Genomic DNA, 24228 nt, shown 5'->3' on the forward strand with positions numbered 1-24228 from the left:
CGACCGAGGTGGGCGGGAACGGGGACCTACGGAGCGTAGGGGCCGGGCTGGGCGGGATCGTCGGCGTCGGGGGCCTGGGAGCGGGGTGCCGGGCGGTGGGCCTCGGTCTCCTCCTCCGGGCCGCGGCGGGACTCCAGCCGGCGGGTCAGGGCCGCGCCCTTGTCCTGGGCGGACTGGCGCAGATTCCGGGCGAACTCGCGCAGATCGCCGCGGATCTCCGCGGCGGCGGCCGGATCCTGGCCGGCCCCGAGGATGCGCGCGGCCAGCAGCCCGGCGTTGCGCGCCCCGTTGACCGAGACCGTGGCGACGGGCACCCCGGCCGGCATCTGCACGATGGACAGCAGGGAGTCCAGCCCCTCCAGCGTCTTCAGCTGCACGGGCACCCCGATGACGGGCAGGGCCGTGACCGAGGCGAGCATGCCGGGCAGGTGGGCGGCACCCCCGGCCCCGGCGATGATGACGCGCAGCCCGCGCTGCTCGGCCTCCTGGCCGTAGGCCAGCATGTCCTGGGGCATCCGGTGGGCGGAGACCACCCGGGCCTCGTAGGCGATGCCGAACTCCTCGAGGGCCTCGGCGGCGGCCTCCATGACCGGCCAGTCCGAGTCCGAACCCATGACGACGCCGACCAGCGGCGCGTTCTGCGAGGCGGGGGTGCTCATGATGTGCTCCTGGTGTGCTGTGGTGCTGGTGGGCTGGGGCTTATCGGCGGGCTGGGGCTCAGCGGTCGGTCGGGTCTGTCGCGGCCGGGTCGGCGGCGGGACCGTCCCGCAGGATCGCGGCCGCCTCCCGGGCCGCCCGGCGCACCTGCGCCAGCTCGGCGGCCGGGCCACTGAGGTTGACGTGCCCGACCTTCCGGCCCGGGCGCACCGCCTTGCCGTACAGGTGCACCTTGGCCTCGGGATGCGCGGCCATCGCCGCGGGGCACGCCCCGGCCAGGTCCTCGTTGGCCCCGCCGAGCACGTTCTTCATCACGGTGACCCCGGCCACCGGGGCGGTGGAGCCCAGCGGCAGATCCAGCACGGCGCGCAGGTGCTGCTCGAATTGGCTGGTCACCGCCCCGTCCTGGGTCCAGTGTCCGGAGTTGTGCGGGCGCATGGCCAGCTCGTTGACCAGCACCCCGCCCTCGCGCCCGGGCACCTCGAACAGCTCCGCGGCCATCACGCCGCTGACCCCGAGCTCCTCGGCCAGGCGCAGCGCGATCCGCTGGGCGGCCGCCGCGACCTGCGGGTCCAACCCCGGGGCGGGGGCGGTGACCTCGTCGCACACGGAGTCGGTCTGCACGGACTCGACGACGTCCCAGGCGCGCACCTCGCCGCTGGGGCGCCGGGCGACCAGGGAGGACAGCTCCCGGGTGAAGGGCACCTTCTCCTCGACCAGCAGCCCGCTCCAGCCCTTCTGCGGGATGGCCTCGAACCATGCGCGCACCGGGGCGGAGCCCACGGCGTCCTCGGCCACGAGCATCACGCCCTTGCCGTCGTATCCGCCGCGCGGGGTCTTCAGGACCACGGGCCAGCCGACCTCCCGCCCGAAGGCGAGCAGCTGATCGGCGTCGGCCACCGCCGCCCACCGGGGGTTGGGCAGGCTCAGGCGGTCCACGGCCTCGCGCATGCGGATCTTGTCCTGGGCGTGCACCAGGGCCTGCGGGCCCGGCCGCACGGCGACCCCCTCCTCCTCGAGGACCCGCAGGTGCTCGGTGGGCACGTGCTCGTGGTCGAAGGTCACGACGTCCACCCGGCGGGCGAACTCCCGCAGGACGGCCAGGTCGGTGTGGTCCCCAACGGGGGCGTGGGGGATGACGGCGGCGGCGCAGGATTCGGGGGATTCGGCCAGCACGCGCAGCTCGATGCCCAGCTCGGAGGCCTCCGGGGACATCATGCGGGCCAGCTGCCCTCCGCCGATCACGCCGATCACGGGTGCGGTCACAGGTAAGCTCACGCCTCCCAGGCTACCCGCTGGCCTGCCGCGCGCGAACCTCCCGAGTGGTGCGCGGGGTTGACCGATCTCACGGGGGCGGGGCGGCGTCGCGGCCCGGAGGCCCCGGGGCCTGCTTGTAGACTTTCAGCGCAGTCCGCACCCGCGACGCGGTACCCGCCCGGCCGCCGTGCGCACCGGGTCGGGCGCGAGGGCGCGGGGGACGAGGTGGTCCTCCCGCCCGCGTCCGCCGCGGACCCGCCCCGCCGACCCCGACCCTGTGGAGCCCCGCGTGTCAACCTTCTCCGAGAAAATCCACGGCCTGTGGGAGCTGTTCCTCAAAGAGGTCCTGAAGTTCGGGATCGTCGGCGGACTGGCCTTCATCGTCAACGCCTCCGTCACCTGGTTCCTGATGAGCACGTGGCTGGCGGACGGGCACTCCAAGGCCAAATTCGTCGCCGGCGTCGTCGCTACGATCTTCTCCTGGATCCTCAACCGCCTGTGGACGTTCCGGGACAAGCGCCAGGAGAACACCTGGCGGGAGGCCTGGCAGTTCGCGCTGGTCAACCTGATCGGGATCGGGGTGGAGACCGCCTGCGTGTTCGTCACCAACTACGGACTGGGGCTGACCTCCAAGACGGCCTCGTTCATCGGCGGCACGATCATCGGCACGGTGCTGGGCACGATCGTGCGCTACTTCGCCTACCGCTTCTGGGTCTACGGCGGGGTCACCCAGCGCGCGGACGAGCAGGAGTACACGCGCGAGGAGAAGGTCGCCCGGTTCGTCACCGAGGCCACCGACATCGTCACCGGGCGCCTGGATGTGGACGCGGTGCGCCGCGGGACCCGGGACCGCCGAGCCCTGGGCGGGGAGGACCCGGCTCAGCGCCCGGAGTGATCCGCGCCCTCCTGGGCCAGGGCGCGCTCGCGCTGCTGCTGCCCCAGCCGCGGGTCCAGCAGGACCAGCGTCCCGCCGTCGGCCAGCAGCCCGGCCCAGTCGGCCAGCAGCCCGGGATCGGCCTCCCGGTCCGCCACGGCCCCCAGGACGACGCCGCCTTGGCCGGCCTCCTGAGCCCGGTCCAGCCACGCCCCCAGGCTCAGCCCGGCCTCGCCCGGTTCCAGGGGAAGCTCCGGGTCCAGCGGATCGAAGGGGTCATAGGAGTCCGCGAAGGAGCGCACCGCCGCGGCATAGTCCACGGCATCGGCATCCAGCGGGCTCGCCCCGTCGTAGGAGGCGGCCAGGGCGCCGCGCGCCAGCAGCAGCCGGGTCTGGGCGGTCCGTGCCTGGGCCCCCTCGGCCTCGAAGCCCACCCACACCTGCGCCGGAACGGCCTCGGCTTCCCGTGCGCCATCCGTGCGGGGCAGCTGGACCAGCCCGGTGCGCACGGCCGCCAGTCCCATCGCGAGGCTGCGCCAGTGCGCGGGGGCGCGCAGGGCGATGGTCGAGCCCGGGGCGGCGTCGAGCTCCTCGACGAGCAGGTTGGCGGTCTTGGCCACCCAGTTCTCCAGGACCCGTCCGGACAGCTCGGTGCGCTCGCCGCCGGGGCCGTACCAGACGACGGCCGGGGTGGGGGAGGCGCCCAGGGTGGTGAACAGGGCTTCGACGTCGGCGAAGGTGCGGTGGGACATGCTCGCCATGGTAGCGGGCCGGACCGCGCGTCATCGGTTTGACGGGCACCGGATGACACGGCTGTAATTATCGTGAATCACGCCGAATTCGGCACCGGCCGGCACCTTCCGTCCGCGACCACCCCGCCCGGTCTTCCCGGGACGCGGCGGCGGCCGTGATCGGTGCAGGAAAGGACCAGCATGGGCCCTGCTCAGCCCTCTCACGAGACCACCCCGACCCTGCCCCGCTCCGTCTCTGAGGAGGGGGTGGACCTGTTCTCCTCGGACCCCGAGGTGCTGCGGCTGTGGCAGGCCGCCGCCGGAGCCTACGGCACCGACGAGGATGAGGGGGAGCTGGCCTGGCAGGCCGAGGCCCTGTGCGCCCAGACGGATCCGGAGGCGTTCTTCCCGGAGAAGGGCGGCTCCACCCGGGACGCCAAGCGCGTGTGCTCCGAATGCCCCGTGAGCACCGCCTGCCTGGACTACGCGCTGGCCAAGGACGAGCGCTTCGGCATCTGGGGCGGGATGTCCGAGCGGGAGCGGCGCCGGCTGCGCCGCCAGTCCCGCTGAGCCCCCTGTCCCCCGGCACGGGGAGCTCGCGGTCCGGTGGAGTAGCCTGTGGAGAATGGCAGAGAACAAGAGACTGTGCTCGCGCACCATGTGCCGGCGCGAGGCCGACTGGACCCTGACCTACGCGTACGCGGACTCCACGGCCGTCATCGGTCCGCTGGCGCCGCGGGTCGAGCCGCACGCCTACGATCTGTGCGCCTTCCACGCGGATCGGCTCACGGCCCCGCGCGGCTGGGAGGTCGTGCGGGTCGGCCAGGACGCCGCCGCGCCCGGTGACCCGGAGGCGGACACCGCCTCCGAGCCGTCACAGCCGTCCTCGGAAGCGCAGTCTCCCGAAGCCGGTGACACGCGCACGCGCCTGCGCGGGCTGCCCACGCGCCGCTGACCGGGCCGCGGACGGGCCGGTCCTCTCCTCATCTCTCCTCGACGCTTCGACACCTCCCCCTTCCGTCCCGAAAGGAGACCCCTGGTCTTGACTCCCCGCTTCCCCTTCCGCGCCTCCCGTGATGACGCCTCCGCCGGGGACCCGGTGGGCCCCCTGACCCGCCGTCGGCTGGTGGGCGCCGGCGCCTTGGGGCTGTTCGGCGCCGTCGTACTGACCGCCTGCGGGCAGGACGGAGGCGAGGACTCGGCTTCCGGCGCCGCCTCCGCCTCGGCGACCCCCACCCCCACCTTCACCCCGAAGGTCACCGTGACCCCGCAGGATGGGGCCAGCGAGTACAACCCGACCGCCCCGGTCACCGTGGTCACCGATGCCGGGCGGGTCAAGGCGGTCGAGGTCACCGGCGGCAAGGCGGTGGAGGGCACGATCTCCGAGGATGGCCGGACCTGGACCGCCAAGGGTCCTCTGGAGTTCGCCAAGGACTACCGGGTGCAGTACACGATCGTCAACGATGGCGACGTCGAGCACCGCGGCTCCACCGGCTTCGCCACGACCTCCGCGGCCAACGAGGCGGATCTGAGCTTCGACTTCGAGGACGGCGGCACCTACGGCACCGGGCAGGTCATCCAGCTGAACTTCTCCGAGCCGGTGACCGACAAGGCCGCGGTGGAGAAGGCCGTGACCGTGACCGGGGCTGGGGACCAGGAGGGGAAGTTCCGCTGGTACAGCGACCAGATGGTCCGCTACCGCCCCAAGGACAAGTGGGCGCCGAACTCCCAGGTGAACGTCAGCATCAAGCTGCTCGGCACGGACATCGGCAACGGCATGATCATGAACCAGAACTACGAGCGCAGCTTCAAGACCGGGCCGAAGAATTACGCCTACGTGGACAACAACACCAAGACCATCAAGATCTACGAGTCGGACAAGCTCACCAAGGAGTTCCCCGTGACTCTGGGGGATCCGCAGTGGCCCTCGGTCACCGGGCAGCTGGTGGTCATGGAGAAGGCCAAGAGCTACTTCTTCGACTCCCGCACCCTGGGCCTGAAGCCGGGGGACTCCCACTGGTACGAGCCGTTCTACGCGAGCAACGCCTGCCGGCTGACCTCCTCCGGGGCCTTCGTGCACCAGGCGGAGCCCTCCGGGTACCCCTACGTGGGCAACACCAACATCTCCCACGGCTGCATCGGCCTGCTGCCCGACGGCGCCGAGTACTTCTTCAACACCTTCCGCGTGGGCGATGTGGTGGAGACCGTGAACACCGGCTACGGTGAGGCCGACCCGGACAACGGCTACGGGGACTGGAACATCCCCTTCGAGCACTACCAGGACGCCTCCTGGAAGGGGAACTGGTAGGAGACCCGCCAGGGCCCGCCCGTCTCCGGTGTGACGGCGGGGAGGGCGGGCCCCGAACAGGAACGCTTCCGTCGCACCCGAGGAGGCCGCCGAGTGAGCCCGCGCAGCAATCCCGAGGAACAGGGAGCTCCCTGGTCCTCCGCAACCCAGGAGTGGGACGCCCTGGCCCCGGCCGTCGACGCCGGGACCCGCGGCGGCTCCACCGCCGCGTCCGCGCCCCGGCAGGAGCCCGGACCTCGGCAGGAACCCGGGCCTCGGCGGGAATCTGCGGGCGGACGGGAGTCCACCACCCAACGGGAGCCCGCCGCCCGGCAGGAGCCTGCGGCTCGGCCGGTCCGCACCCGCCCCCGGGCCCTGCGCCTGCGTCAGGCCGTGATCGCGGTGGCCGTGCCGCTGGTGATCCTCATGGCCGCGATCCGGGCCGTGGCCACCCCGGCGTTCCTGTGGTTCGAGTACCACCGCCCCGGCTTCCCGGCGGATGCCTACGGCTTCTCCACCGAGGACCGCATGGTCTACGGCTCCCACGGCCTGGACTACATCCTCAACTTCGCCCCCGCTCGCTTCCTGGGGGACGTGATGCTGCCGGATGGCCGGCACGCCTTCACCGCCCCGGAGGTGGGGCACATGACGGACGTGAAGCACGTGATGCTGTGGTCCCTGCTGCTGGTGGGCTGCTGGCTGGTGCTGGCCGTGCTGTGCGCCCGACGCCTGGGCGACGGCGCCCCGGGGGCCCTGCGCCGCGCCCTGTTCGCCGGGGCCTGGCTGACGATCCTGCTGATCCTGGGGCTGCTGGGGCTGTCCCTGCTGGGGTGGGAGCGGTTCTTCACCGGCTTCCACGAGATCTTCTTCCCCGAGGGGAACTGGGCCTTCTACCCCTCGGACACCCTGATCCGGCTGTACCCGGATCAGTTCTGGGTGGACTCGGCCGTGCTCATCGCGCTGATCACCGTGCTGGCCGTCTCCGTGCTGCTGGTGGCCACCTGGCCCCTGGCCCACCGTCGGCAGCGGGACCTGGCCCGGGCCCACGCCCGCCAGGAGGCGAACCGCCAGGCAGGCACCCGCCGGCAGGCCGTCCGCGGCGGCTCGGACGGGACCACCCGGGACGACGCGGCGGGCGCTCAGCCCCGCTCGGATCGCGGCCGCGACACCAGCGCGGGAAGCACCAGCTCCAGGCACTGATCGATCCGCGCCACCGCCCGGCGGGCGGCCTCCCGGCCCCGGCGGTACGGGTCCGCGATGCCGTCCTCGGGCAGCACGCGCACCCCGGGGGCGCGCAGCAGCGCCAGCGGATCCGCGGGGCTCGCAGGCTCCCCGGGCAGACCGGTCGTCGGGTCCCCGGCCCCGTGCGGCGGCAGCGTTCCGGCGTCGACCAGCGTCGCCGGTGACGAGCGCTGCGCTCCCAGCACGCGGGCGGCGGTGCCCAGCAGGAAGACGGAGCGCACCGCCCCCGGCCATTCCTCCAGGATCCAGCGTCGGTGCTCGGCCTCCATGACCAGCACCAGATCCGCCGCACGCAGCAGCCCGGCCCCCAGCTGCTGGGCGCGGTGCCCGGAGGCGTCCACCCCGCGCTCGGCCAGCTCGGTCCCGATCTCCGGGGCGATGCCCGCACCCACGAGGGCGCCGGTTCCGGCCGAGGCCGTCTCGATCCCGGCCCCCGCGGCCGACGCCGCGGCGAGGCGGCCGGCCGCCAGCAGCTGGGCGGCGGGGGAGCGGGCGACGTTGCCCTGGCAGACGAACAGCAACGCGAAGGGCGCGCTGCGAGCGTGCGCGGCGCGCCCGCTCAGCCGCGATCCGGCGGCGTCCTGGCCCGGGGCGGGGGCGGGACCGGGGGTGCTCGACGGGGTGCGCATCAGATCCAGCCCGTGAACCACATGTGCGCGTACCAGTCCTCGTAGGGGATGGACTGGCCGGTCCAGATGGGCCAGAAGTGGGCGCTGATCAGCAGGGCCGCGACCACGAACAGCCCGACCACCCCCAGGCCGTACCGGCGTCGGCGCACCGAGTCCCCGGGACGGCCCAGGGCCAGGCCCAGCACCGCGGTGAGTCCGAGGATCAGCCACGGCAGGAAGGACAGGGCGTAGAAGTAGAACATCGTGCGGTGGGGGTAGGCGAACCACGGCAGCCAGCCGACGGCCACCACCAGCAGGATGGCCCCGACACGCCAGTCTCGTCGCAGGATCCACCACAGGATCAACAGCACCAGGGCGGCCGCGCCCGTCCACCAGATCAGCGGGTTGCCGACGTTGAGGATCGCCTCGGAGCACTTCTGCGCCCCGCAGGCCGCGGCGTGCTCGGCCTCGTAGTAGTAGGAGGTGGGCCGCCCCAGGATCAGCCACTGCCAGGCGGGGGAGGCGTAGGTGTGCGGGGAATCCAGGCCGGTGTGGAAGGCGTAGGCGGAGCGGTGGTACTCCCAGAGGCTGCGCAGGCTCGCGGGCAGCCACCCGATGCCCTCGCCGGGGTGCTGCTCGGCCCAGTGCCGGTCGTACGCGCCGTCGGAGCGGAACCAGCCGATCCAGGTGGCCAGATACGTCACCAGGCCGATCCCGACGATCGAGACGAAGGCCGGACCGGCGTCCTTGAGCAGGGCGCCGGTGAACCAGCCGCGGATCCCGGCGGCCCGGCGGGCGCCGATGTCCCACAGGACCGTGAGGATCCCGAAGATCGCGATGAAGAACAGGGCGTTCCACTTGACCCCGAGGGCCGCGCCGCAGCACACCCCGGCCGCGATCCGCCACCACCGGATCCCCAGCCAGGGTCCGTAGCGCAACGCTGCGGCCGAGGGCGGGGCGCCCCCGGGCCCGGCCTGCGCGGCCAGCAGGACGGCCAGGCGGTGCCGAGCGGAGAAGCGGTCCGCGACGAGGCAGGCGAAGGCCAGCAGCAGCCAGAACATGAGGAAGATGTCCAGCAGGGCCAGGCGGGACTCCACCAGGTGCAGCCCGTCGATGCCGATCAGCAGCCCGGCGATGCCGGTCAGCGTCAAGGAACGGAACATCATCCACGCCACCCACATCAGCACCGCCACGGACAGGGTGCCGAACAGCGCCGCGGAGAAGCGCCAGCCCAGGGGCGAGGAGTCCCCGAACAGCACGTAGCCCAGGGCGATCATCCACTTGCCCAGCGGCGGGTGCACCACGTAGGAGCCCTGATCCTCCGGGCTCACGGGATGCCCGGCGACGAAGCTCGCATCCGCCCCGTCCGGCCAGGACCGCTCGTAGCCGTAGTGCCACAGGGACCAGGCGTCCTTGGCGTAGTAGGTCTCGTCGAACACGACGGCGTTGGGGTGGGTGAGCCCCACGAAGCGCAGCGCGGCCGCCAGGACCAGCACGAGGGCGGGGAAGACCCAGCCCCAGCGGGGCAGCGGCACGGGCAGGGCCCGCAGGCGATCCAGCAGGGCGTCGCGGGTGAAGGCCCCGGTGGGGAAGCGCGGGCCTGGGGCCGCGGAGGGCACGGGGCGGGGGGAGTGGCTGCTCACCCGCCCCATGCTAGTTCAGCCCTGCCCGCCGTCGCCTGCGAACTGCGCCCGGTACAGCGCCCGGTAGGCCCCGTCCCGGTGGATCAGCTCGTCGTGGCTGCCCTGCTCCACGATGCTGCCGTGCTCCATGACCAGGATCGTGTCCGCATCGCGGATCGTGGACAGCCGGTGGGCGATGACGAAGGACGTGCGGGATGCCCGCAGCGCGGCCATCGCCTGCTGGACCAGCACCTCCGTGCGGGTGTCCACGGAGGAGGTGGCCTCGTCCAGGATCAGCACCGCCGGGTCCGCCAGGAAAGCCCGGGCGATCGTGATCAGCTGCCGCTCCCCGGCCGAGACCGAGCCGCCGTTCTGATCCACCACTGTGTCGTAGCCCTCCGGCAGGGAGCGCACGAAGCGGTCGACGTAGGTGGCCCGGGCCGCGGCCAGCACCTCCTCATCCGTGGCCTCCAGTCGGCCGTAGCGGATGTTCTCCCGGATGGTGCCGCGGAACAGCACCGCGTCCTGCAGCACCATGCCGGTGGCTCGGCGCAGCCGGTCCCGGGTCATCTCCCGGATGTCCTGCCCGTCCAGGGTGATCTCCCCGGCGTCGATCTCGTAGAAGCGCAGGATCAGGTTGACCAGGGTGGTCTTGCCCGCCCCGGTCGGCCCCACGATCGCGACCGTCTGACCCGGTTCGGCCACCAGGGACAGATCCCGGATCAGCGGGCGCTGGGCGGTGTAGGAGAAGTCCACGTGGGAGAACTCGATGCGCCCGCGGGCTCGCTGCCCTTCCCGGGCGGCGTCGGCGGCCACCGCGGCGGGGGAGTCCGGGGACTGCTCCGGCTCGTCCAGCAGGTCGTAGACCCGCTCCGCGCTGGCCACCCCGGACTGCAGCATGTTCGCCATGCCGGCGATCTGGCCCAGCGGCTGGGTGAACTCGCGAGAGTACTGGATGAACGCCGTCGCCCCGCCCAGGGACAGCTGGCCGCTGGCCACCTTCAGCCCGCCCAGGACCGCGATGCCCACGTAGCCCAGGTAGGAGACGAACTGCATGATCGGCATCATCGTCCCGGAGAGGAACTGGGCGCGGAAGCTGGCCTGGAACACGGCGTCGTTGCGCTCCCGGAAGGCTCGGCCCATGTCCTGCCCGCGGCCGTAGACGCGGATCAGCTCGTGGCCGGTGAAGGCCTCCTCGATGTGCCCGTTCAGCTCCCCGGTGGCCTTCCACTGCGCGGCGAACAGCTTCTGGGAGCGGCGCCCGACGAAGGCCACCACCACCCCGGAGATCGGCACCGCGATCAGCGCCACCAGGGCCAGCTGCCAGGACAGCACGAACATCATCACGGCCACGCCCAGCACCGTGAGGATCGCCTGCACCAGCTCCGCCAGCGCCTGCTGCAGGGCCTGCTGGATGTTGTCCAGGTCGTTGGTGGTGCGGGAGAGCAGGTCTCCGCGCTGGTGGGTGTCCGCGTAGCTCAGCGGCAGGGCGTGCAGCTTGGCCTCCACCCGGCGGCGCACGTCCCGCACCACGCGCATCACCAGGTCGTTGAGGATCCGCCCCTCCAGCCACAGGAACACCCCGGCCAGCACGTACATCCCCAGCACCAGCAGCAGGGTCGCGCCCAGGGCCGGGAAGTCGATGCCCTGCCCGGGGGTGAAGTCCACCGCGGTGAGCATGTCCGCCATCTGGTCCCGGCCCTGCTCCCGCAGCCCGGCGATCACCTGCTCGGCGTCGGCCCCTGCCGGGGACTGCAGGCCGACGACGCCGGCGTAGATCAGGTCCGTGGCATGTCCCAGCACCCGCGGGGCGAACACGGTCAGCAGCACCGAGGACACCAGCAGGGCCGTCATCAGGCTCAGGCGTCCGGGCCAGCGGGTCAGCTCGCGCAGAAGCCGGCCCGCGGTGGGCCAGAAGGCGCGGGCGGTGCGCGGGGCGGGGGGCATCTCGCTCATGCGGCCTCCTCGGCGGAGAGCTGGGACTGCACGATCTCCCGGTAGGTGGGGGAGGTCTCAAGCAGCTCGGTGTGGGTGCCGCGGGCCACGATGCGTCCGGCCTCCAGCACCAGGATCTGGTCCGCCTCGGTGATGGTCGAGACGCGCTGGGCCACCACGATCACGCTGGCGTCCCGGGTGCGCGGGGCCAGGGCCGCGCGCAGGCGCCGGTCCGTGGCCACATCCAGGGCGGAGAAGGAGTCGTCGAACAGGTACACCGCCGGGTCCGCGACCAGGGCCCGGGCGATGCTCAGCCGCTGGCGCTGCCCGCCGGAGACGTCCGTGCCGCCCTGCGCGATCGCCGAATCCAGCCCGGTGGCCGCCTCCGCGCCTGAGCCGGTGGAGCGCTCCCGCACGAAATCCGCGGCCTGCGCGGTCTCCAGGGCCTCCCACAGCCGCTGCTCGGAGGCCTGGGGGTCCCCGAAGCGCAGGGTCGAGGCCACCGTCCCGGAGAACAGGTACGGCTTCTGCGGGACCAGGCCCACCCGGGAGGTGATCTGCTGCGCCGGCAGCTCGCGCACGTCCACCCCGTCCAGCAGCACCTGGCCCTCGGTCGCGTCGTGCAGCCGCGGGATCAGGTGCAGCAGGGTGGTCTTGCCGGCCCCGGTGGCGCCGATGATCGCCGTCGTCGTGCCCGGCTGAGCGCGGAAGCTGATCCCCTCCAGCACGGGGGCCTCGGCCCCGGGGTAGGCGAAGGAGACGTCCCGGAACTCCACGACGCCGCGGCGCTGCTCCGGCACGCGGGTGGTCTCGGCGTCGCGCACCCGCGGCACGGTGTCCAGCACCTGCCCGATGCGCCGGGCGCAGATGATGGCCCGCGGGAACATCATCGCCATGAAGGAGGCCATCATCACGGCCATGAGGATCTGCATCAGGTACTGCAGGAACGCGGTCAGCGAACCGACCTCCACCTGCCCGGCCTCGGCCCGATGTCCGCCGAACCACAGCACCGCGGCCTCCGCGGCGTGCATCAGCACGATCAGGATCGGCCCCATGAGCACGAAGATCCGCCCGATGCGCACCGCGACGTCGGTCAGGGCGTCGTTGGCCGCGGCGAACCGGCGAGTCTCGTGCTCCTCCCGCACGAAGGCGCGGATGACCCGCAGGCCCATGATCTGCTCGCGCAGCACCGCGTTGACGTCGTCGGTGCGCTCCTGCATGACGGTGAACAGCGGGATCAGCTGCCGGATCAGCAGGGCCATGATGATGACCACCACCGGGGCGGAGGCCCACACCAGCCAGGACAGGCCCGCATCCTCGCGCACCGCCATGATGATGCCGCCCACCACCATCAGCGGGAGATTGACCATGAAGCTGAGCATCAGCAGGAACAGCATCTGGATCTGCTGGACGTCGTTGGTGCCGCGGGTGATCAGGGTGGGGGCGCCGAAGGAGGAGACCTCCTCAGCTCCGAAGCCGTCCACGGCCTCGTAGACCGCGGCGCGCAGGTCCCGGCCCAGGCCCATCGCGGTGCGCGCGGCGAAGTAGACGGCGGTGATCGCGGCGATGATCTGCGCGAAGGCCACCAGCAGCATCCACCCGCCGGTGCGCCAGATGTAGGCGGTGTCCCCGGTGGCGACGCCGCGGTCGATGATCTGGGCGTTGAGGCTGGGCAGGTACAGGGTGGCCAGCACCGCCACCAGCTGCAGCACGAGCACGGCCAGGATGACCCGCCAGTGCGGGGCGGCGTGGGTCCTCAGGAGGCGGAAGAGCACGGAGATCCTCACGGGAAGCGGAAGACGGGACGCGGGTATCCGGCCCGAGGTGGGGGCGGAGGCCGGCGCGATGCCAGAGGAGAAGACCGTCACGTACCCCGGGAGCCCGAAACCTGGAAGAATGCGGGGACGACCCCGCGGCGGTCCATCCACTCTAGCCGGTGCCGCCGCCCCGCCCGCACCGTCCGCTTCCCGTATCCGCGCGCCGCATGGCCCCGGGGTGCCGGACGGCGCCCGCACAGAAGGCCATGACGCACCCCGCCATGACTCATCGCTCCCAGACCCCCCGCCCCGCCGACTCCCCGCAGACCCGCCCCCAGACGCCGACGGTCGGAGCCCCGGCGACCCAGGCACAGACCCTCCAGCCCACCGGGCCCGAGGACCCCGAACGGCGGTCTCCCCGGTCCGCGGGTCGCCCGACGCCGGCTCGGCTGCTGCTGGATGTGGTGCGCGGCGGGCTGATCGGCGCCGTGGAGACCGTCCCCGGCGTCTCCGGGGGAACCGTGGCGCTGGTCGTCGGACTCTACGAGAGCCTCATCGGCTCCCTCGGGCACCTCGTCTCCGCCGCCCGCTGCGCGCTGCTCGGTCTGCTGTCCCGCGGGGCCGGCGCCGTCGAGCACCGCCGACAGGCGCGCGTTCACCTGCGTCAGGTGGCCTGGCCGATGCTGCTGGCCGTGGGCCTGGGGATGGCGCTGGCCGTCGTCGTGATGGCCGGGGTCATGGGCCGGCTGGTGGAGGACCACCCGGTGCTGACCTCCGCGGCGTTCTTCGGCATGGTCCTGGCCTGCACCGCGGTGCCCGCCGCCCGGGTGGGCCGCTGGCGGGCCCGAGACGTCCTGGCCGCGGCGGCCGGGGCCGTGGCCACCTGGGCCGTGGTGTCCCTGCCGCGCCAGGGCGAGGCCGATCCCGCCCCCTGGGTGATCGTGCTGGCCGCGGCCGTGGCGATCTGCGCCCTCGTGCTGCCCGGCCTGTCCGGGTCCTTCCTGCTGCTGACCTTCGGGATGTACCAGCCGACCCTGGCTGCGGTGAACCAGCGGGACCTGGGGTATCTGACGCTGTTCGCCCTCGGGGCCCTGCTGGGGCTGGCCACCGTGGTCAAGGGTCTGGAGTGGCTGCTGGCCCACCGGCATCGGGTCACGCTGGCCGTGCTGACCGGGGTCATGATCGGCGGGCTGCGCGGGCTGTGGCCCTGGCAGTCCGAGACCGGGGCGCTGCAGCCGGTCGGGGAGGCCGCCGGAGCCGCTCTGCTGGTGGGCGTGCTCGGGTTCCTCGTGGTCGCCGCCGCCGTCGTCCTGGAACGGCGCCTGGCCGCCACCCGCGCGGCCCGCGACGACGACGCCGCGACGCGCGGGGCCGCCGCGGATGGCTAGGCTGGGACGGTGACCCGTCCGCCCAGCACCCCCGCCCAGTCCCCGGAGACCCCGGATCCCACGGAACCGGTGAGCTCCCCGCACTCCGAGGGCCTGCTCATCCTGGCCGCCACGCCCATCGGCAACCTGGAGGACGCCTCCCCGCGCCTGCGGGCGCACCTGGAGAGCGCAGACGTGATCGCGGTGGAGGACACCCGGCGCCTGCGCACCCTCACCGCGGGGCTCGGGGTGAGCACCCGCGGGCGCATCGTGACCAACCACGACCACAACGAGGGCCAGCGCGCCGAGGAACTCCTCGAGGCCGTGCGCCGCGGATCCACCGTGCTGTTGATCTCCGATGCCGGGATGCCCACCGTCTCCGACCCCGGCTTCCGGGTGGTGGAGCGCGCCGCGGCGGAGGACCTGCCGGTGACCTGCCTGCCCGGACCCTCCGCGGTGCTGGCCGCGCTCGCGGTCTCCGGCCTGCCCACCGACCGCTTCGCCTTCGAGGGGTTCATCCCGCGGAAGGCCTCCGAGCGGCGCACCCGGTTGGCCGAGCTGGCCGGGGAGCGGCGCACCCTCGTCTTCTATGAGGCGCCGCACCGGCTGGCCGCGATGCTGGAGGCGCTGGCGGGAGCCTTCGGCCCCGAGCGCCGGGCCGTGGTGGCCCGGGAGCTGACCAAGGTCCACGAGGAGGTCCGGCGGGCGACGCTGGGCGAGCTGCTGGCCTGGGCCCAGGAGGGCCAGGTGCGCGGGGAGATCGCCGTCGTGGTGGCCGGGGCCCCGGAACCGGAGCCGGAGGAGGCCGCGGACCTCACCGGGGAGGTGGAGGCCCTGGTGGCCGAGGGCCTGCGGCTCAAGCAGGCTGCCGCCCAGGTGGCCGAGGCGCACCGGGTGGGCAAGAGGGAGCTGTACGAGGCCGTGCTGGCGCGGCGACGGGAGGACTGAGGAGCCGTGATGACGGACTGGACGACGCTCATGCCGGAGGCCGAGCGGCTCAGTGGCAGCCTGTGGGCCGGAGATGCCGCCCCGGAGGTGCTTCCCGGGGAGGTGCCCCCGGCCTACCGAGCGGAGAACTACGACGTCGCCGGGGAGCCCTCGGGAGAGGGCACCCGCCGCCGCGGCACCGAGGGAGACGGCGGGCGCAGGCGCAACCTGGAGTTCCCGCCGGCCCCCGAGCCGCTGCCCGTCCCCATCGTGGATGACCACACCCACATGGATCTGCTGGACGGGGACACCGCCGTCACCGCGAAGGACGCGCTGGACACGGGGGAGGCCGTGGGCATCGGGGGGATCGTGCAGGTCGGCTGCGACCTGCCCTCCTCCGCTTACGCCGTCGCCGCCGCCGAGGCCGATCCGAGAGTGCTGGCCGCGGTCGCGATCCACCCGAATGAGGCCCCGGGGCTGATCGCGGAGGGGACCTTCGAGGCGGCGATGGCGGCGCTGGACGAGATGGCGCAGCGCCCCCGCGTGCGCGCGATCGGGGAGACGGGGCTGGACTACTTCCGCACGGACGAGTCCGGGCGGGACGCGCAGCAGGAGAGCTTCCGCCGGCACATCCGCCTGGCCGAGGAGCACGGCTTAGCCCTGCAGATCCACGACCGGGACGCCCACGAGGACGTGGTGCGCATCCTCGAGGAGGAGGGGGCTCCGGAGCGGACCGTGTTCCACTGCTACTCCGGCGGTCCGGAGCTGGCGGCGATCTGCAATGAGCGCGGCTGGTACATGTCCTTCGCCGGGACCGTGACCTTCAAGAACTCCCATGCGGTGCAGGCCTCCCTGGACATGGCCCGCCCGGACCTGATCCTCGCCGAGACCGATGCGCCCTTCCTCACTCCGCACCCGTTCCGGGGGCGGCCCAACGCCTCCTACATGACCGTGTACACGGTGCGGTGGATGGCCGAACGGCTGGGGATGCACCTGGCGGAGCTGTGCACCCGGATCCGGGACAACGCCCAGGCCGTGTACGGCTCTTGGGAGTGAGAGCTTCGGGCCCACATCAGAAACGAGGCCGGACAGCAGCCTCCCGGAGGATGTCCGCGACGGCGGCCCACAGCTGTTGGAAGGTGAAGGAATCCAGAACCCGATGGCGTGCAGCTCGGCCGATGCGCCTGCGTTGAGCCTCGTCCCCTAGAGCACGTTCGATGACCTTGGCGACGCCGACGGGGTCACCCGCGGGCAGGGCCAGGTTGCTGTGTCCATCCTGGAGATACTCCTCCATAGCAGCGGTGGCGGTGGCCGCTACCGACGCTCCGCAGGCCATGGCCTCCAAGAGCACGCTCTGACCCGTCGGATATGCCAGAGCATGGGTGGGAACCACGACCAATCGGGCAGACCGCAGATTGTCTCGATGCTGCTCCATGGAGACCGGCCCATGAATCATCACATTCGGCGGCGGGTCCAACACACGGCCGGGTTGGGTGAAGATGTCGAAACGGGTATCCGGAAGTCGCCGAGCGGCGTCCAGCAGCGTCTCGTAGTCTCTGCCGCGGTCGATGCCCATGGCGACGACGTCGAAGTCTCTGGTCCCTTCTCCAGGGCAGTAGTAGTCCGGGTCGACGCCGAAGCGGACGGGATGGATTCGGTCCTCGGGCATCCCCGCGGCCGCGAAGATCGAGCGCTGGTTGCGGCTGAAGCAGATCGCGTCATCGATTCCACGCAGGGCGGTGCGGATCGCGCGGACCCGCTCGGGGGAGCCGTGGCGAAGCTCCTCCGCCCACCAGCAACTCACGGTTGTCAGAGGCACGCGGTGATAGGGAGGAATCCCGAGTCGTCTCAGTTTCCCTGGGAGGACGGCTTTGTCCTCCAAGAGCGCCAACACCCCTTCGGCTCCCAGAATCCTCGGTGCGGAGCGCACCGCGAGGTCCACGCGTGTGCCCGTCCGATGCTCGATCACATCACGCGCTTTGCAATGCCACGGGTGTTTGGCCGGAGGCACCGGTATCAGATCGATTCCGTGCTCCATCAGCAGGTCCACGCGGTATGGACCTGCGATCCGTCGGTCTGCAGCTACACGATTCTGCCGGCGTCGGACGCCTCCATGATCGAATAGTCCTACGATCTTCATGGGGTCAGTCTCTCACGCCGGTGGCATCCATGATCGGTTCTGCGCGTCCGCTCGGTAGAATCCCCCGGGTGAGCACCGCACCCCTCCTGGGCCCCGCCGAGATCCGCCAAATGGCCGCACGCGCAGGCATCCAGCCGACCAAGACGCTGGGCCAGAACTTCGTCATCGACGCCAACACCATCCGACGGATCGTCACCACAGCACGGGTGGACGCGGGAGAGGTCGTGCTGGAGGTCGGCCCGGGGCTCGGCTCGCTGACCCTGGGGCTGCTGGATGCCGCGGCGCGCGTGGTCGCCGTGGAGATCGACCCGCCGCTGGCCGCCCAGCTGCCGGAGACGGTGCGCCGCTTCCGCCCCGAGAGCGCGGATCGGCTCGACGTCGTGCTGCATGATGCCCTGACCGTCACCGAGCTGCCCGCACAACCCGATGCGCTGGTGGCCAATCTCCCGTACAACGTGGCCGTGCCGGTGCTGCTGCACCTGCTCGCCCAGTTCCCGAGCATCACCCACGGGCTGGTCATGGTCCAGGACGAGGTGGCCGACCGGCTGGCCGCCGCTCCCGGCTCCAAGGTCTACGGAGTGCCATCGGTCAAGGCCCGCTGGTTCGGGGAGGTTTCCAAGGCGGGGGTCATCGGCACCAACGTGTTCTGGCCGGCGCCCAAGATCCGCTCCGGCCTGGTGGCCTTCCGCCGCTACGAGCGGCCCCTGGCGGAGGACGTGACCCGCCGGGAGGTCTTCGCGGTGATCGACGCCGCCTTCGCCCAGCGTCGCAAGACCCTGCGCGCGGCCCTGGCCGGCTGGGCCGGTTCGGCGGGGCGGGCGGGGGAGATCCTGACCGCGGCCGGCATCGACCCGACCCTGCGGGGAGAGCGGCTGGGCATCGAGGGCTTCATCGGCATCGCCCGGGCGGGGCGCTGCTGACCAGAAGAGAGAGGTGGCGCTCATCCGGAGTGTTTCCGAAGCTCATGAGCCGACGATCCGGAAGTCTCAGATCAGCTCGCGGAGACAGCCGCTAGGCAGGAGACGAGGTGATCCACCCGCTGCCGCGCCGTCTGCTCTACGGACCGGTTCGCCATGAAACGGGCAGCCCGCCGTCTGGCCGTGATCAGGTCATGCGGGTTCCGCTGGACGGCGGCGATGTGCTCAACCAATCCTCGAGCGTCGCCCCGAGGCGCGGTCCATCCCACCGCGTGCTCCCGCACCAGCGGCGTCAGGGTCTCATTGTCGAATCCGCCGATCGCGGCTCCGCACCCGAGAGCTTCGAAGTACGTGCAGGAGGGATCCCCCTGGAGATGGGGGAAGATGACGATGTCCACCGAATCCCGGACGAACTGCTTCCACTCATCCATGTCGAGGAACCCATGGATGACGAGGTTCGCCGGGGCCTGCGTGCGGATGCTCTGTTCCAGCGCCCCCGTCCCGAGCACATGGAGCACGGTCCCGGGAGTCAGGTCCTGCAGGTGACGGGCGATCTCCGGAAGCAGCTGGGCTCCCTTGAAGGGCTCCAGCCGACCGGAGAACGCGATGCTCATCCGAGCGTCCGGTAGACGAGGGGAGGTATTCGGAGGCTGGGTGGAGGCGCTCAGGACATCCAGATCCGCCTGGTAGATCCGGTGATCGTAGAACGTGAGATGACGCGGATTCAGCGACGCGTAGGCATCTCGGGCCGCGACCCCGTTGAATTCGACGCCGGCGGCTCGACGGAGCCGACGGCGCAGGAGCAGCTCGTCACGACGCAACCCGATCGCGCTGCGCAGGAGATCCGCGCGGGAACCACCGGATGCGCGAGCCAGATCCATGCGCACACTCAGCAGCACCTCGGTCATCTGATACGTCGGAATGCCCAATTTCGTCAGCCAGGAGGTCCTGCGGATGCTGAGCATCCAGATGACATCCGGGGAATCCCTGCGCACCAGTTCAGGGGTGAGGGACTCGGGGATGACGCTGCGCTCGCTGAGGAAATCCTCGACGGCTGCATAGCCGACGGGAAGCTCCTCAGGAGCTGCCGGCCGGACGAGCAGTCCTCCGATGCGCAGGGAACTCCCGAGCTGGAGCAGACGGCGGGAGAAGAGGTCCTGGTTCTCCAGCGACTTCCGCGGAGCCCAGAGTCTCCCCTCGACGACGAAGACCGGATTGGGCTCGATCAGTAGGACCTTCGGTCGTGTCAAGGGTGCTCACTCCAAGGGGTGGACGGCGGCCGTGGAGCGGTGACTGCGGAATCGGATTATTCCACGATCTCGGACAGCTCCATCCACCGCTCCTCCAAGGCGTCGATCTCCTCCTGGGTGGAGGAGGCCTCCGCGCTGAGCTCGCCCAGGCCCTGGAAATCCGTCTGATCGTGCTCGGCCATGCGCGCGTGCACCGCTTGCTTGGCCTCCTCCAGCTTCGCCAGCTTCCGCTCCACGGACTTCAGCTCCTTCTGCGCCTCCCGCACCTGCGCCCCCGAATACCGGGGTGCCACGGCGTCCGGGGCGGCGTCGGAGGCCGACGGGGACGACGCCGCGCCCATCGGATTGGCCTGGTCCCGCCGGGAGGAACCGGCGTCGTGGGCGGCCTCCAGACGCAGATACTCGTCGATCCCGCCGGGCAGGTGGCGGAAGCGGCCATCCAGCACCGCGTACTGCTGATCCGTGACCCGCTCCATGAGGTAGCGGTCGTGGGAGACCACCAGCAGGGTGCCCGGCCAGGTGTCCAACAGGTCCTCCATGGCCGCGAGCATGTCCGTGTCCAGGTCGTTGGAGGGCTCATCCAGGATCAGCACGTTCGGCTCGTCCAGCAGGATCATCAGCAGCTGCAGGCGCCGCTTCTGCCCGCCGGAGAGGTCCTTGACCGGGGTGGACAGCTGCGCGTTGGTGAAGCCCAGACGCTCCAGCAGCTGACCCGGGGTCATCTCCTTCCCGTCCGCCACGTAGCTGGTGCGTTTGCGGCCGATCACTTCGGAGACCCGGTCCTCGGCCACCTCCTCCAGCTCGTCCAGCTGCTGGGTCAGGGTCGCGATGCGCACGGTGGTGCCGCGCTTGACCCGCCCCTCGGTGGGCTGCACGGCGCCGGTGACCAGGCCGAGCAGGGTGGACTTGCCCGCGCCGTTGACCCCGAGGATCCCGGTGCGCTCGCCGGGGGCGATGCGCCAGGTGACCTCGCGCAGCACCGGCCGGGTGCCGCCGTCGGGCAGGGGATAGGAGACCGAGGCGTCCTCGATGTCCACCACGTCCTTGCCCAGCCGGGACACCGCCATCTGCGCCAGACCCACCGTGTCCCGGACCGGGGGAACGTCCGCGATCAGCTCGTTGGCCGCCTCGATGCGGAACTTCGGCTTGGAGGTGCGCGCCGGGGCGCCGCGGCGCAGCCACGCCAACTCCTTGCGCATCAGGTTCTGCCGCTTCGCCTCGGCCGCCGCGGCCTGCCGGTCCCGCTCCACCCGCTGCAGCACGTAGGCGGCGTACCCGCCGTCGAAGGGCTCAACGACGCCGTCGTGCACCTCCCAGGTACGGCTGGTGACCTCGTCCAGGAACCAACGGTCGTGGGTGACCGTGAGCAGGCCGCCGGCGGTGCGGGACCAGCGGCGCTTCAGGTGCTCGGCCAGCCACGTGATCGCCCCGACGTCCAGGTGGTTGGTGGGCTCATCCAGCATCAGCACGTCCCAGTCCCCGGCCAGCAGCTTCGCCAGGGCCACGCGCCGCCGCTGCCCGCCGGACAGGGAGGCCACCGGCGCGGCCCAGTCCAGGTCCCCCACCAGACCGGAGACGACGTCGCGGATCTTCGGGTCCGAGGCCCACTCATGCTCCGCGGCGTCGCCGACGATCGCCCGGCCCACGGAGTCCTGCCCGTCCAGCACATCGGACTGATCCAGGTAGCCCACGGTGATCCCGGAGCGCTTGGTGACCCGCCCGGCATCCGGTTCCAGGCGCCCCCCCAGCAGGGACAGCAGCGTGGACTTGCCGTCCCCGTTGCGCCCGACGATGCCGATGCGGTCGCCCTCGTTGACCCCCACGGTCACGCCCTCGAAGACCGTCCGCGTGGGGAAGCGGACGTGCAGGGACTCTCCACCCAGTAGATGTGCCACCCGCCCAGCGTACGTGCTGCCGGGCCGCAGCTGCCGCGAGGCGGGTCCGGGAGGCTCCTCGCCCCTTTGGTAGCATGGGCAACCGTCCGTCCCTGACGCTCCCAGACCGCCTCCGGGGCGCACTCCGCCTTGGTGTAATCGGCAACACAGCGGCCTTTGGAGCCGTTATTCTAGGTTCGAGTCCTAGAGGCGGAACGACCAGGACACGGTGCCGCGGCGCCGGCACAGCTACGTCGAGGAGCACTTCCGATTTGACCTCCGCACCCCAGTCCGAAGCCACCGGCGCACCGACCGCCGTCATCGTCCTCGCCGCCGGGGCGGGGACCCGCATGAAGTCGGCCCTGCCCAAGGTCATGCACCCCATCGGCGGCCGCTCCATGGTCGAGCACGCCGTGGCCACCGCCCGCGAGCTCGCCCCGCAGCACCTGGCGGTCGTCGTGCGCCACCAGCGCGAGCGCGTCGCCGAGCACGTCGCCGCCTTCGACGCCGAGGCCCTGCTCGTGGACCAGGACGAGATCCCGGGCACCGGGCGCGCCGTGGAGGTGGCCGTGGACGCCCTGGACGGGCTCGGTGCACCCCTGGAGGGCACCGTGGTGGTGACCTACGGGGACGTGCCCCTGCTGACCCCGGCCACCATCGGCGAGCTGACCCGCTTCCATCGCGAGGCGGGCAACGCCGTCACCGTGCTGACCACCCACCTGGCGGAGCCCGGCGGCTACGGGCGGATCATCCGCAACGAGGGCGGGGAGGTCACCGCGATCGTGGAGGCCAAGGACGCCACCGCGGAGCAGCTGGCCATCACCGAGGTCAACTCCGGGATCTACGCCTTCGACGCCGCCGTGCTGCGGGACTCCCTGCGCGAGGTCACCACCGAGAACGCCCAGGGGGAGAAGTACCTGACGGACGTGCTCTCGATCGCCCGCACCCACGGGCACCGCACCTCCGCGCTGAGCGTGGCCGACCGCTGGGAGGTGGAGGGCGCCAACGACCGCGTCCAGCTGTCCCGGCTGGGCCGGGTCCTCAACGACCGCATCACCGAGCGGCACATGCGCGCCGGGGTGAGCATCGTCGATCCGGCCACCACCTGGATCGATGCGACCGTGTCGATCGGCGAGGACGTCACGATCCTGCCCGGCACCCAGCTGCACGGGACCACGGTGATCGAGACCGGGGCCACCGTGGGCCCGGATACCACCCTGACCGATGTGCTGGTGGGGGAGGGCGCGGAGGTCGTGCGCACCCACGGCTCCGACGCCGAGATCGGCCCCGGGGCGAGCGTCGGGCCCTTCGCCTACCTGCGCCCGGGCACCTGGCTCGGGGAAGGCGGGAAGATCGGCACCTTCTGCGAGACCAAGAACGCCCAGATCGGGGCGGGCTCCAAGCTGCCGCACCTGTCCTACGCCGGAGACGTCACCATCGGCGAGCACTCGAACATCGGCGCGGCCAGCGTGTTCGTCAACTACGACGGGGTGAACAAGCACCGCTCCGTGATCGGCTCGCACGTGCGGATGGGCTCGGACAACATGTACGTGGCCCCCGTGACGGTGGGTGACGGGGCCTACTCCGGCGCCGGCACCGTGATCCGCCAGGACGTCCCCGCCGGGGCACTGGCCATCAACGACGCCCCCCAGCGCACCATCGAGGGCTGGGTGGAGAGGAAGCGACCCGGTACCGCGGCGGCCGATGCCGCCGCCCGGGCCCAGCGCGCAGCACACGCACAGCACGACGGCGAGGAAGGCTGATCCATGAGCAGCAAATTGACGAACCCGGGGGAGAAGAAGCTGGCGCTGGTCAGCGGCCGCGCCCACCCGGAGCTGGCCGAGCAGATCTCGAAGAACCTGGGATGCGATCTGCTGCCCGTGTCCGCCTACGACTTCGCCAACGGCGAGACGTACGTGCGCTACGAGGACTCCGTGCGCGGAGCGGACTGCTTCGTCCTGCAGTCCCACCCGGCGCCCATCAACGACTGGCTCATGGAGCAGATCATCATGATCGACGCGCTCAAGCGCGCCTCCGCCCGCCGGATCACCGTCATCGCGCCGTTCTACCCGTACGCCCGACAGGACAAGAAGCACAAGGGCCGCGAGCCCATCTCCGCCCGGCTCATCGCGGATCTGTACAAGACCGCCGGGGCGGATCGCATCATGAGCGTGGACCTGCACACCGCCCAGATCCAGGGGTTCTTCGACGGTCCGGTGGACCACCTCATGGCCATCCCGATCCTCGCGAACTACGTCCGCGACAAGGTCGGCACCGAGGGCGTCACGGTGGTCTCTCCGGATACCGGCCGGGTGCGGGTGGCCGAGCAGTGGGCCGAGCTGCTGGGTGGTGCCCCGCTGGGTTTCGTGCACAAGACCCGGGACATCTCCGTGCCCAACCAGGCCGTGGCCAAGACCGTGGTCGGGGACGTCAAGGGCCGCACCTGCGTGCTCATCGACGACATGATCGACACCGCCGGGACCATCTCCGGGGCGGTGTCCGTGCTGCGCGAGGCCGGGGCGAAGGACGTCATCATCGCCGCGACCCACCCCGTGTTCTCCGGGCCGGCCGTGGAGCGGCTGAAGGACTCCGGGGCCACCGAGGTCGTCGTGACCAACACCCTCCCGGTGCCGGAGGAGCGGCGCTTCGAGGGCCTCACGGTGCTGTCCATCGCCCCGCTGATCGCCCGCGCGATCAAGGAGGTCTTCGAGGACGGCTCCGTGACCAGCCTGTTCAACGGGGTCAGCTGAAGCCGCACGACGGCGGAGCGGCAGTCAGCGAGT

General features: G+C 71.7%; 20 protein-coding genes, 1 tRNA gene and 1 pseudogene. 12 read left to right on the forward strand and 10 right to left on the reverse strand.

The features are described from left to right. Nucleotides 1-26: 26 nt before the first annotated feature. Nucleotides 27-659 carry a 5-(carboxyamino)imidazole ribonucleotide mutase gene (gene purE, locus I6G21_RS06595; protein ID WP_055684319.1) on the reverse strand — a complete coding sequence of 211 codons (633 nt, stop codon included), beginning with the start codon at nt 657-659 and terminating at the stop codon, nt 27-29. 58 nt (nt 660-717) lie between these two features. Then, on the reverse strand, nt 718-1935 hold the full coding sequence (locus I6G21_RS06600; protein ID WP_129357840.1) for a 5-(carboxyamino)imidazole ribonucleotide synthase: 1218 nt from the start codon (nt 1933-1935) through the stop codon (nt 718-720). A gap of 268 nt (nt 1936-2203) precedes the next feature. Between I6G21_RS06600 and I6G21_RS06605 the strand changes: the two genes are divergently transcribed. Beyond that, nucleotides 2204-2809 (forward strand): GtrA family protein, encoded by a 606-nt coding sequence (locus I6G21_RS06605; protein WP_224799927.1) that lies wholly within the window; start codon nt 2204-2206, stop codon nt 2807-2809. Here I6G21_RS06605 and I6G21_RS06610 read toward each other — a convergent pair. After that, nucleotides 2794-3540: a TIGR03089 family protein gene (locus tag I6G21_RS06610; protein ID WP_055684322.1), complete on the reverse strand. Its 747-nt coding sequence runs from the start codon at nt 3538-3540 to the stop codon at nt 2794-2796. The genes I6G21_RS06605 and I6G21_RS06610 overlap by 16 nt on opposite strands. A 282-nt stretch (nt 3541-3822) precedes the next feature. On the opposite strand from I6G21_RS06610, the pseudogene I6G21_RS06615 reads away from it, so the two are divergent. From I6G21_RS06615 to I6G21_RS06630, 4 genes and pseudogenes are all read left to right on the forward strand, one after another. Next, nucleotides 3823-4089 (forward strand): annotated as a pseudogene (locus I6G21_RS06615) (WhiB family transcriptional regulator); the annotation flags it as partial. 55 nt (nt 4090-4144) lie between these two features. Further along, nucleotides 4145-4474: a DUF3499 family protein gene (locus I6G21_RS06620; RefSeq protein ID WP_058731415.1), complete on the forward strand. Its 330-nt coding sequence runs from the start codon at nt 4145-4147 to the stop codon at nt 4472-4474. Between the two features lie 87 nt (nt 4475-4561). Then, entirely contained in the window at nt 4562-5827 is a 1266-nt protein-coding gene (locus tag I6G21_RS06625; protein ID WP_129357841.1) for a L,D-transpeptidase, read from the forward strand. A 93-nt stretch (nt 5828-5920) separates the two neighbouring features. Next, on the forward strand, nt 5921-7006 hold the full coding sequence (locus I6G21_RS06630; RefSeq protein WP_064724919.1) for a DUF1461 domain-containing protein: 1086 nt from the start codon (nt 5921-5923) through the stop codon (nt 7004-7006). On the opposite strand, the gene I6G21_RS06635 is transcribed toward I6G21_RS06630, so the two are convergent. The 4 genes from I6G21_RS06635 to I6G21_RS06650 are packed head-to-tail and all read right to left on the reverse strand — an operon-like array spanning nt 6946 to nt 12988. Beyond that, nucleotides 6946-7677, reverse strand: coding sequence for an arsenate reductase/protein-tyrosine-phosphatase family protein (locus tag I6G21_RS06635; RefSeq protein ID WP_129357842.1), 732 nt, complete (start codon nt 7675-7677; stop codon nt 6946-6948). The two genes, I6G21_RS06630 and I6G21_RS06635, sit on opposite strands and share 61 nt — an antisense overlap. Then, entirely contained in the window at nt 7677-9308 is a 1632-nt protein-coding gene (locus I6G21_RS06640; RefSeq protein WP_058731418.1) for a dolichyl-phosphate-mannose--protein mannosyltransferase, read from the reverse strand. The genes I6G21_RS06635 and I6G21_RS06640 overlap by 1 nt, the downstream gene beginning before the upstream one ends. A 6-nt stretch (nt 9309-9314) precedes the next feature. Next, nucleotides 9315-11234, reverse strand: coding sequence for an ABC transporter ATP-binding protein (locus I6G21_RS06645; RefSeq protein ID WP_129357843.1), 1920 nt, complete (start codon nt 11232-11234; stop codon nt 9315-9317). After that, nucleotides 11231-12988 carry an ABC transporter ATP-binding protein gene (locus I6G21_RS06650; protein WP_129357844.1) on the reverse strand — a complete coding sequence of 586 codons (1758 nt, stop codon included), beginning with the start codon at nt 12986-12988 and terminating at the stop codon, nt 11231-11233. The genes I6G21_RS06645 and I6G21_RS06650 overlap by 4 nt, the downstream gene beginning before the upstream one ends. A gap of 263 nt (nt 12989-13251) precedes the next feature. Here I6G21_RS06650 and I6G21_RS06655 point away from each other — a divergent pair, with 263 nt between their 5' ends. Genes I6G21_RS06655 through I6G21_RS06665 form a run of 3 tightly spaced genes read left to right on the forward strand, consistent with a single transcriptional unit; the run spans nt 13252 to nt 16320 of the window. Then, on the forward strand, nt 13252-14358 hold the full coding sequence (locus tag I6G21_RS06655; RefSeq protein ID WP_081047918.1) for a DUF368 domain-containing protein: 1107 nt from the start codon (nt 13252-13254) through the stop codon (nt 14356-14358). A 9-nt stretch (nt 14359-14367) separates the two neighbouring features. Beyond that, on the forward strand, nt 14368-15285 hold the full coding sequence (gene rsmI / locus I6G21_RS06660; protein WP_404817470.1) for a 16S rRNA (cytidine(1402)-2'-O)-methyltransferase: 918 nt from the start codon (nt 14368-14370) through the stop codon (nt 15283-15285). Between the two features lie 30 nt (nt 15286-15315). After that, nucleotides 15316-16320 (forward strand): TatD family hydrolase, encoded by a 1005-nt coding sequence (locus I6G21_RS06665; RefSeq protein WP_055684435.1) that lies wholly within the window; start codon nt 15316-15318, stop codon nt 16318-16320. A 16-nt stretch (nt 16321-16336) separates the two neighbouring features. Here the strand turns inward: I6G21_RS06665 and I6G21_RS06670 are convergent, their stop codons facing one another. Next, a complete protein-coding gene (locus tag I6G21_RS06670; RefSeq protein WP_165590096.1) occupies nt 16337-17314 on the reverse strand; it encodes a glycosyltransferase family 4 protein in 978 nt (325 codons plus the stop codon). A 119-nt stretch (nt 17315-17433) separates the two neighbouring features. Between I6G21_RS06670 and rsmA the strand changes: the two genes are divergently transcribed. Continuing rightward, complete coding sequence (gene rsmA, locus I6G21_RS06675; protein WP_174520364.1) at nt 17434-18324, forward strand: 16S rRNA (adenine(1518)-N(6)/adenine(1519)-N(6))-dimethyltransferase RsmA; 891 nt, start codon at nt 17434-17436, stop codon at nt 18322-18324. 71 nt (nt 18325-18395) lie between these two features. Here the strand turns inward: rsmA and I6G21_RS06680 are convergent, their stop codons facing one another. Both I6G21_RS06680 and I6G21_RS06685 read right to left on the reverse strand, forming a co-directional pair. Continuing rightward, nucleotides 18396-19571, reverse strand: coding sequence for a glycosyltransferase (locus I6G21_RS06680; protein ID WP_058730644.1), 1176 nt, complete (start codon nt 19569-19571; stop codon nt 18396-18398). 56 nt (nt 19572-19627) lie between these two features. Further along, nucleotides 19628-21466 (reverse strand): ABC-F family ATP-binding cassette domain-containing protein, encoded by a 1839-nt coding sequence (locus I6G21_RS06685; protein WP_058730643.1) that lies wholly within the window; start codon nt 21464-21466, stop codon nt 19628-19630. A 123-nt stretch (nt 21467-21589) separates the two neighbouring features. On the opposite strand from I6G21_RS06685, the gene I6G21_RS06690 reads away from it, so the two are divergent. The 3 genes from I6G21_RS06690 (at nt 21590) to I6G21_RS06700 (ending at nt 24195) form a co-directional block, all read left to right on the forward strand. After that, nucleotides 21590-21661: transfer RNA gene (locus I6G21_RS06690), tRNA-Gln, on the forward strand. A 56-nt stretch (nt 21662-21717) separates the two neighbouring features. Further along, on the forward strand, nt 21718-23208 hold the full coding sequence (gene glmU, locus I6G21_RS06695) for a bifunctional UDP-N-acetylglucosamine diphosphorylase/glucosamine-1-phosphate N-acetyltransferase GlmU (protein WP_055684332.1): 1491 nt from the start codon (nt 21718-21720) through the stop codon (nt 23206-23208). A 3-nt stretch (nt 23209-23211) separates the two neighbouring features. Further along, nucleotides 23212-24195: a ribose-phosphate diphosphokinase gene (locus I6G21_RS06700; protein ID WP_055684333.1), complete on the forward strand. Its 984-nt coding sequence runs from the start codon at nt 23212-23214 to the stop codon at nt 24193-24195. The last annotated feature ends 33 nt before the right edge of the window (nt 24196-24228 follow it).

Source organism: Rothia kristinae, assembly GCF_016028855.1.
Taxonomy (GTDB): Bacteria; Actinomycetota; Actinomycetes; order Actinomycetales; family Micrococcaceae; genus Rothia; species Rothia kristinae.

Bases quoted from the DNA above. Each gene is read 5' to 3' on its own strand.
- purE (WP_055684319.1), bottom strand. From the start codon at position 659: ATGAGCACCCCCGCCTCGCAGAACGCGCCGCTGGTCGGCGTCGTCATG.
- I6G21_RS06610 (WP_055684322.1), bottom strand. From the start codon at position 3,540: ATGTCCCACCGCACCTTCGCCGACGTCGAAGCCCTGTTCACCACCCTG.
- I6G21_RS06620 (WP_058731415.1), top strand. From the start codon at position 4,145: ATGGCAGAGAACAAGAGACTGTGCTCGCGCACCATGTGCCGGCGCGAG.
- I6G21_RS06635 (WP_129357842.1), bottom strand. From the start codon at position 7,677: ATGCGCACCCCGTCGAGCACCCCCGGTCCCGCCCCCGCCCCGGGCCAG.
- I6G21_RS06640 (WP_058731418.1), bottom strand. From the start codon at position 9,308: ATGGGGCGGGTGAGCAGCCACTCCCCCCGCCCCGTGCCCTCCGCGGCC.
- I6G21_RS06645 (WP_129357843.1), bottom strand. From the start codon at position 11,234: ATGAGCGAGATGCCCCCCGCCCCGCGCACCGCCCGCGCCTTCTGGCCC.
- I6G21_RS06655 (WP_081047918.1), top strand. From the start codon at position 13,252: ATGACTCATCGCTCCCAGACCCCCCGCCCCGCCGACTCCCCGCAGACC.
- I6G21_RS06665 (WP_055684435.1), top strand. From the start codon at position 15,316: ATGCCGGAGGCCGAGCGGCTCAGTGGCAGCCTGTGGGCCGGAGATGCC.
- rsmA (WP_174520364.1), top strand. From the start codon at position 17,434: ATGATCGGTTCTGCGCGTCCGCTCGGTAGAATCCCCCGGGTGAGCACC.
- I6G21_RS06700 (WP_055684333.1), top strand. From the start codon at position 23,212: ATGAGCAGCAAATTGACGAACCCGGGGGAGAAGAAGCTGGCGCTGGTC.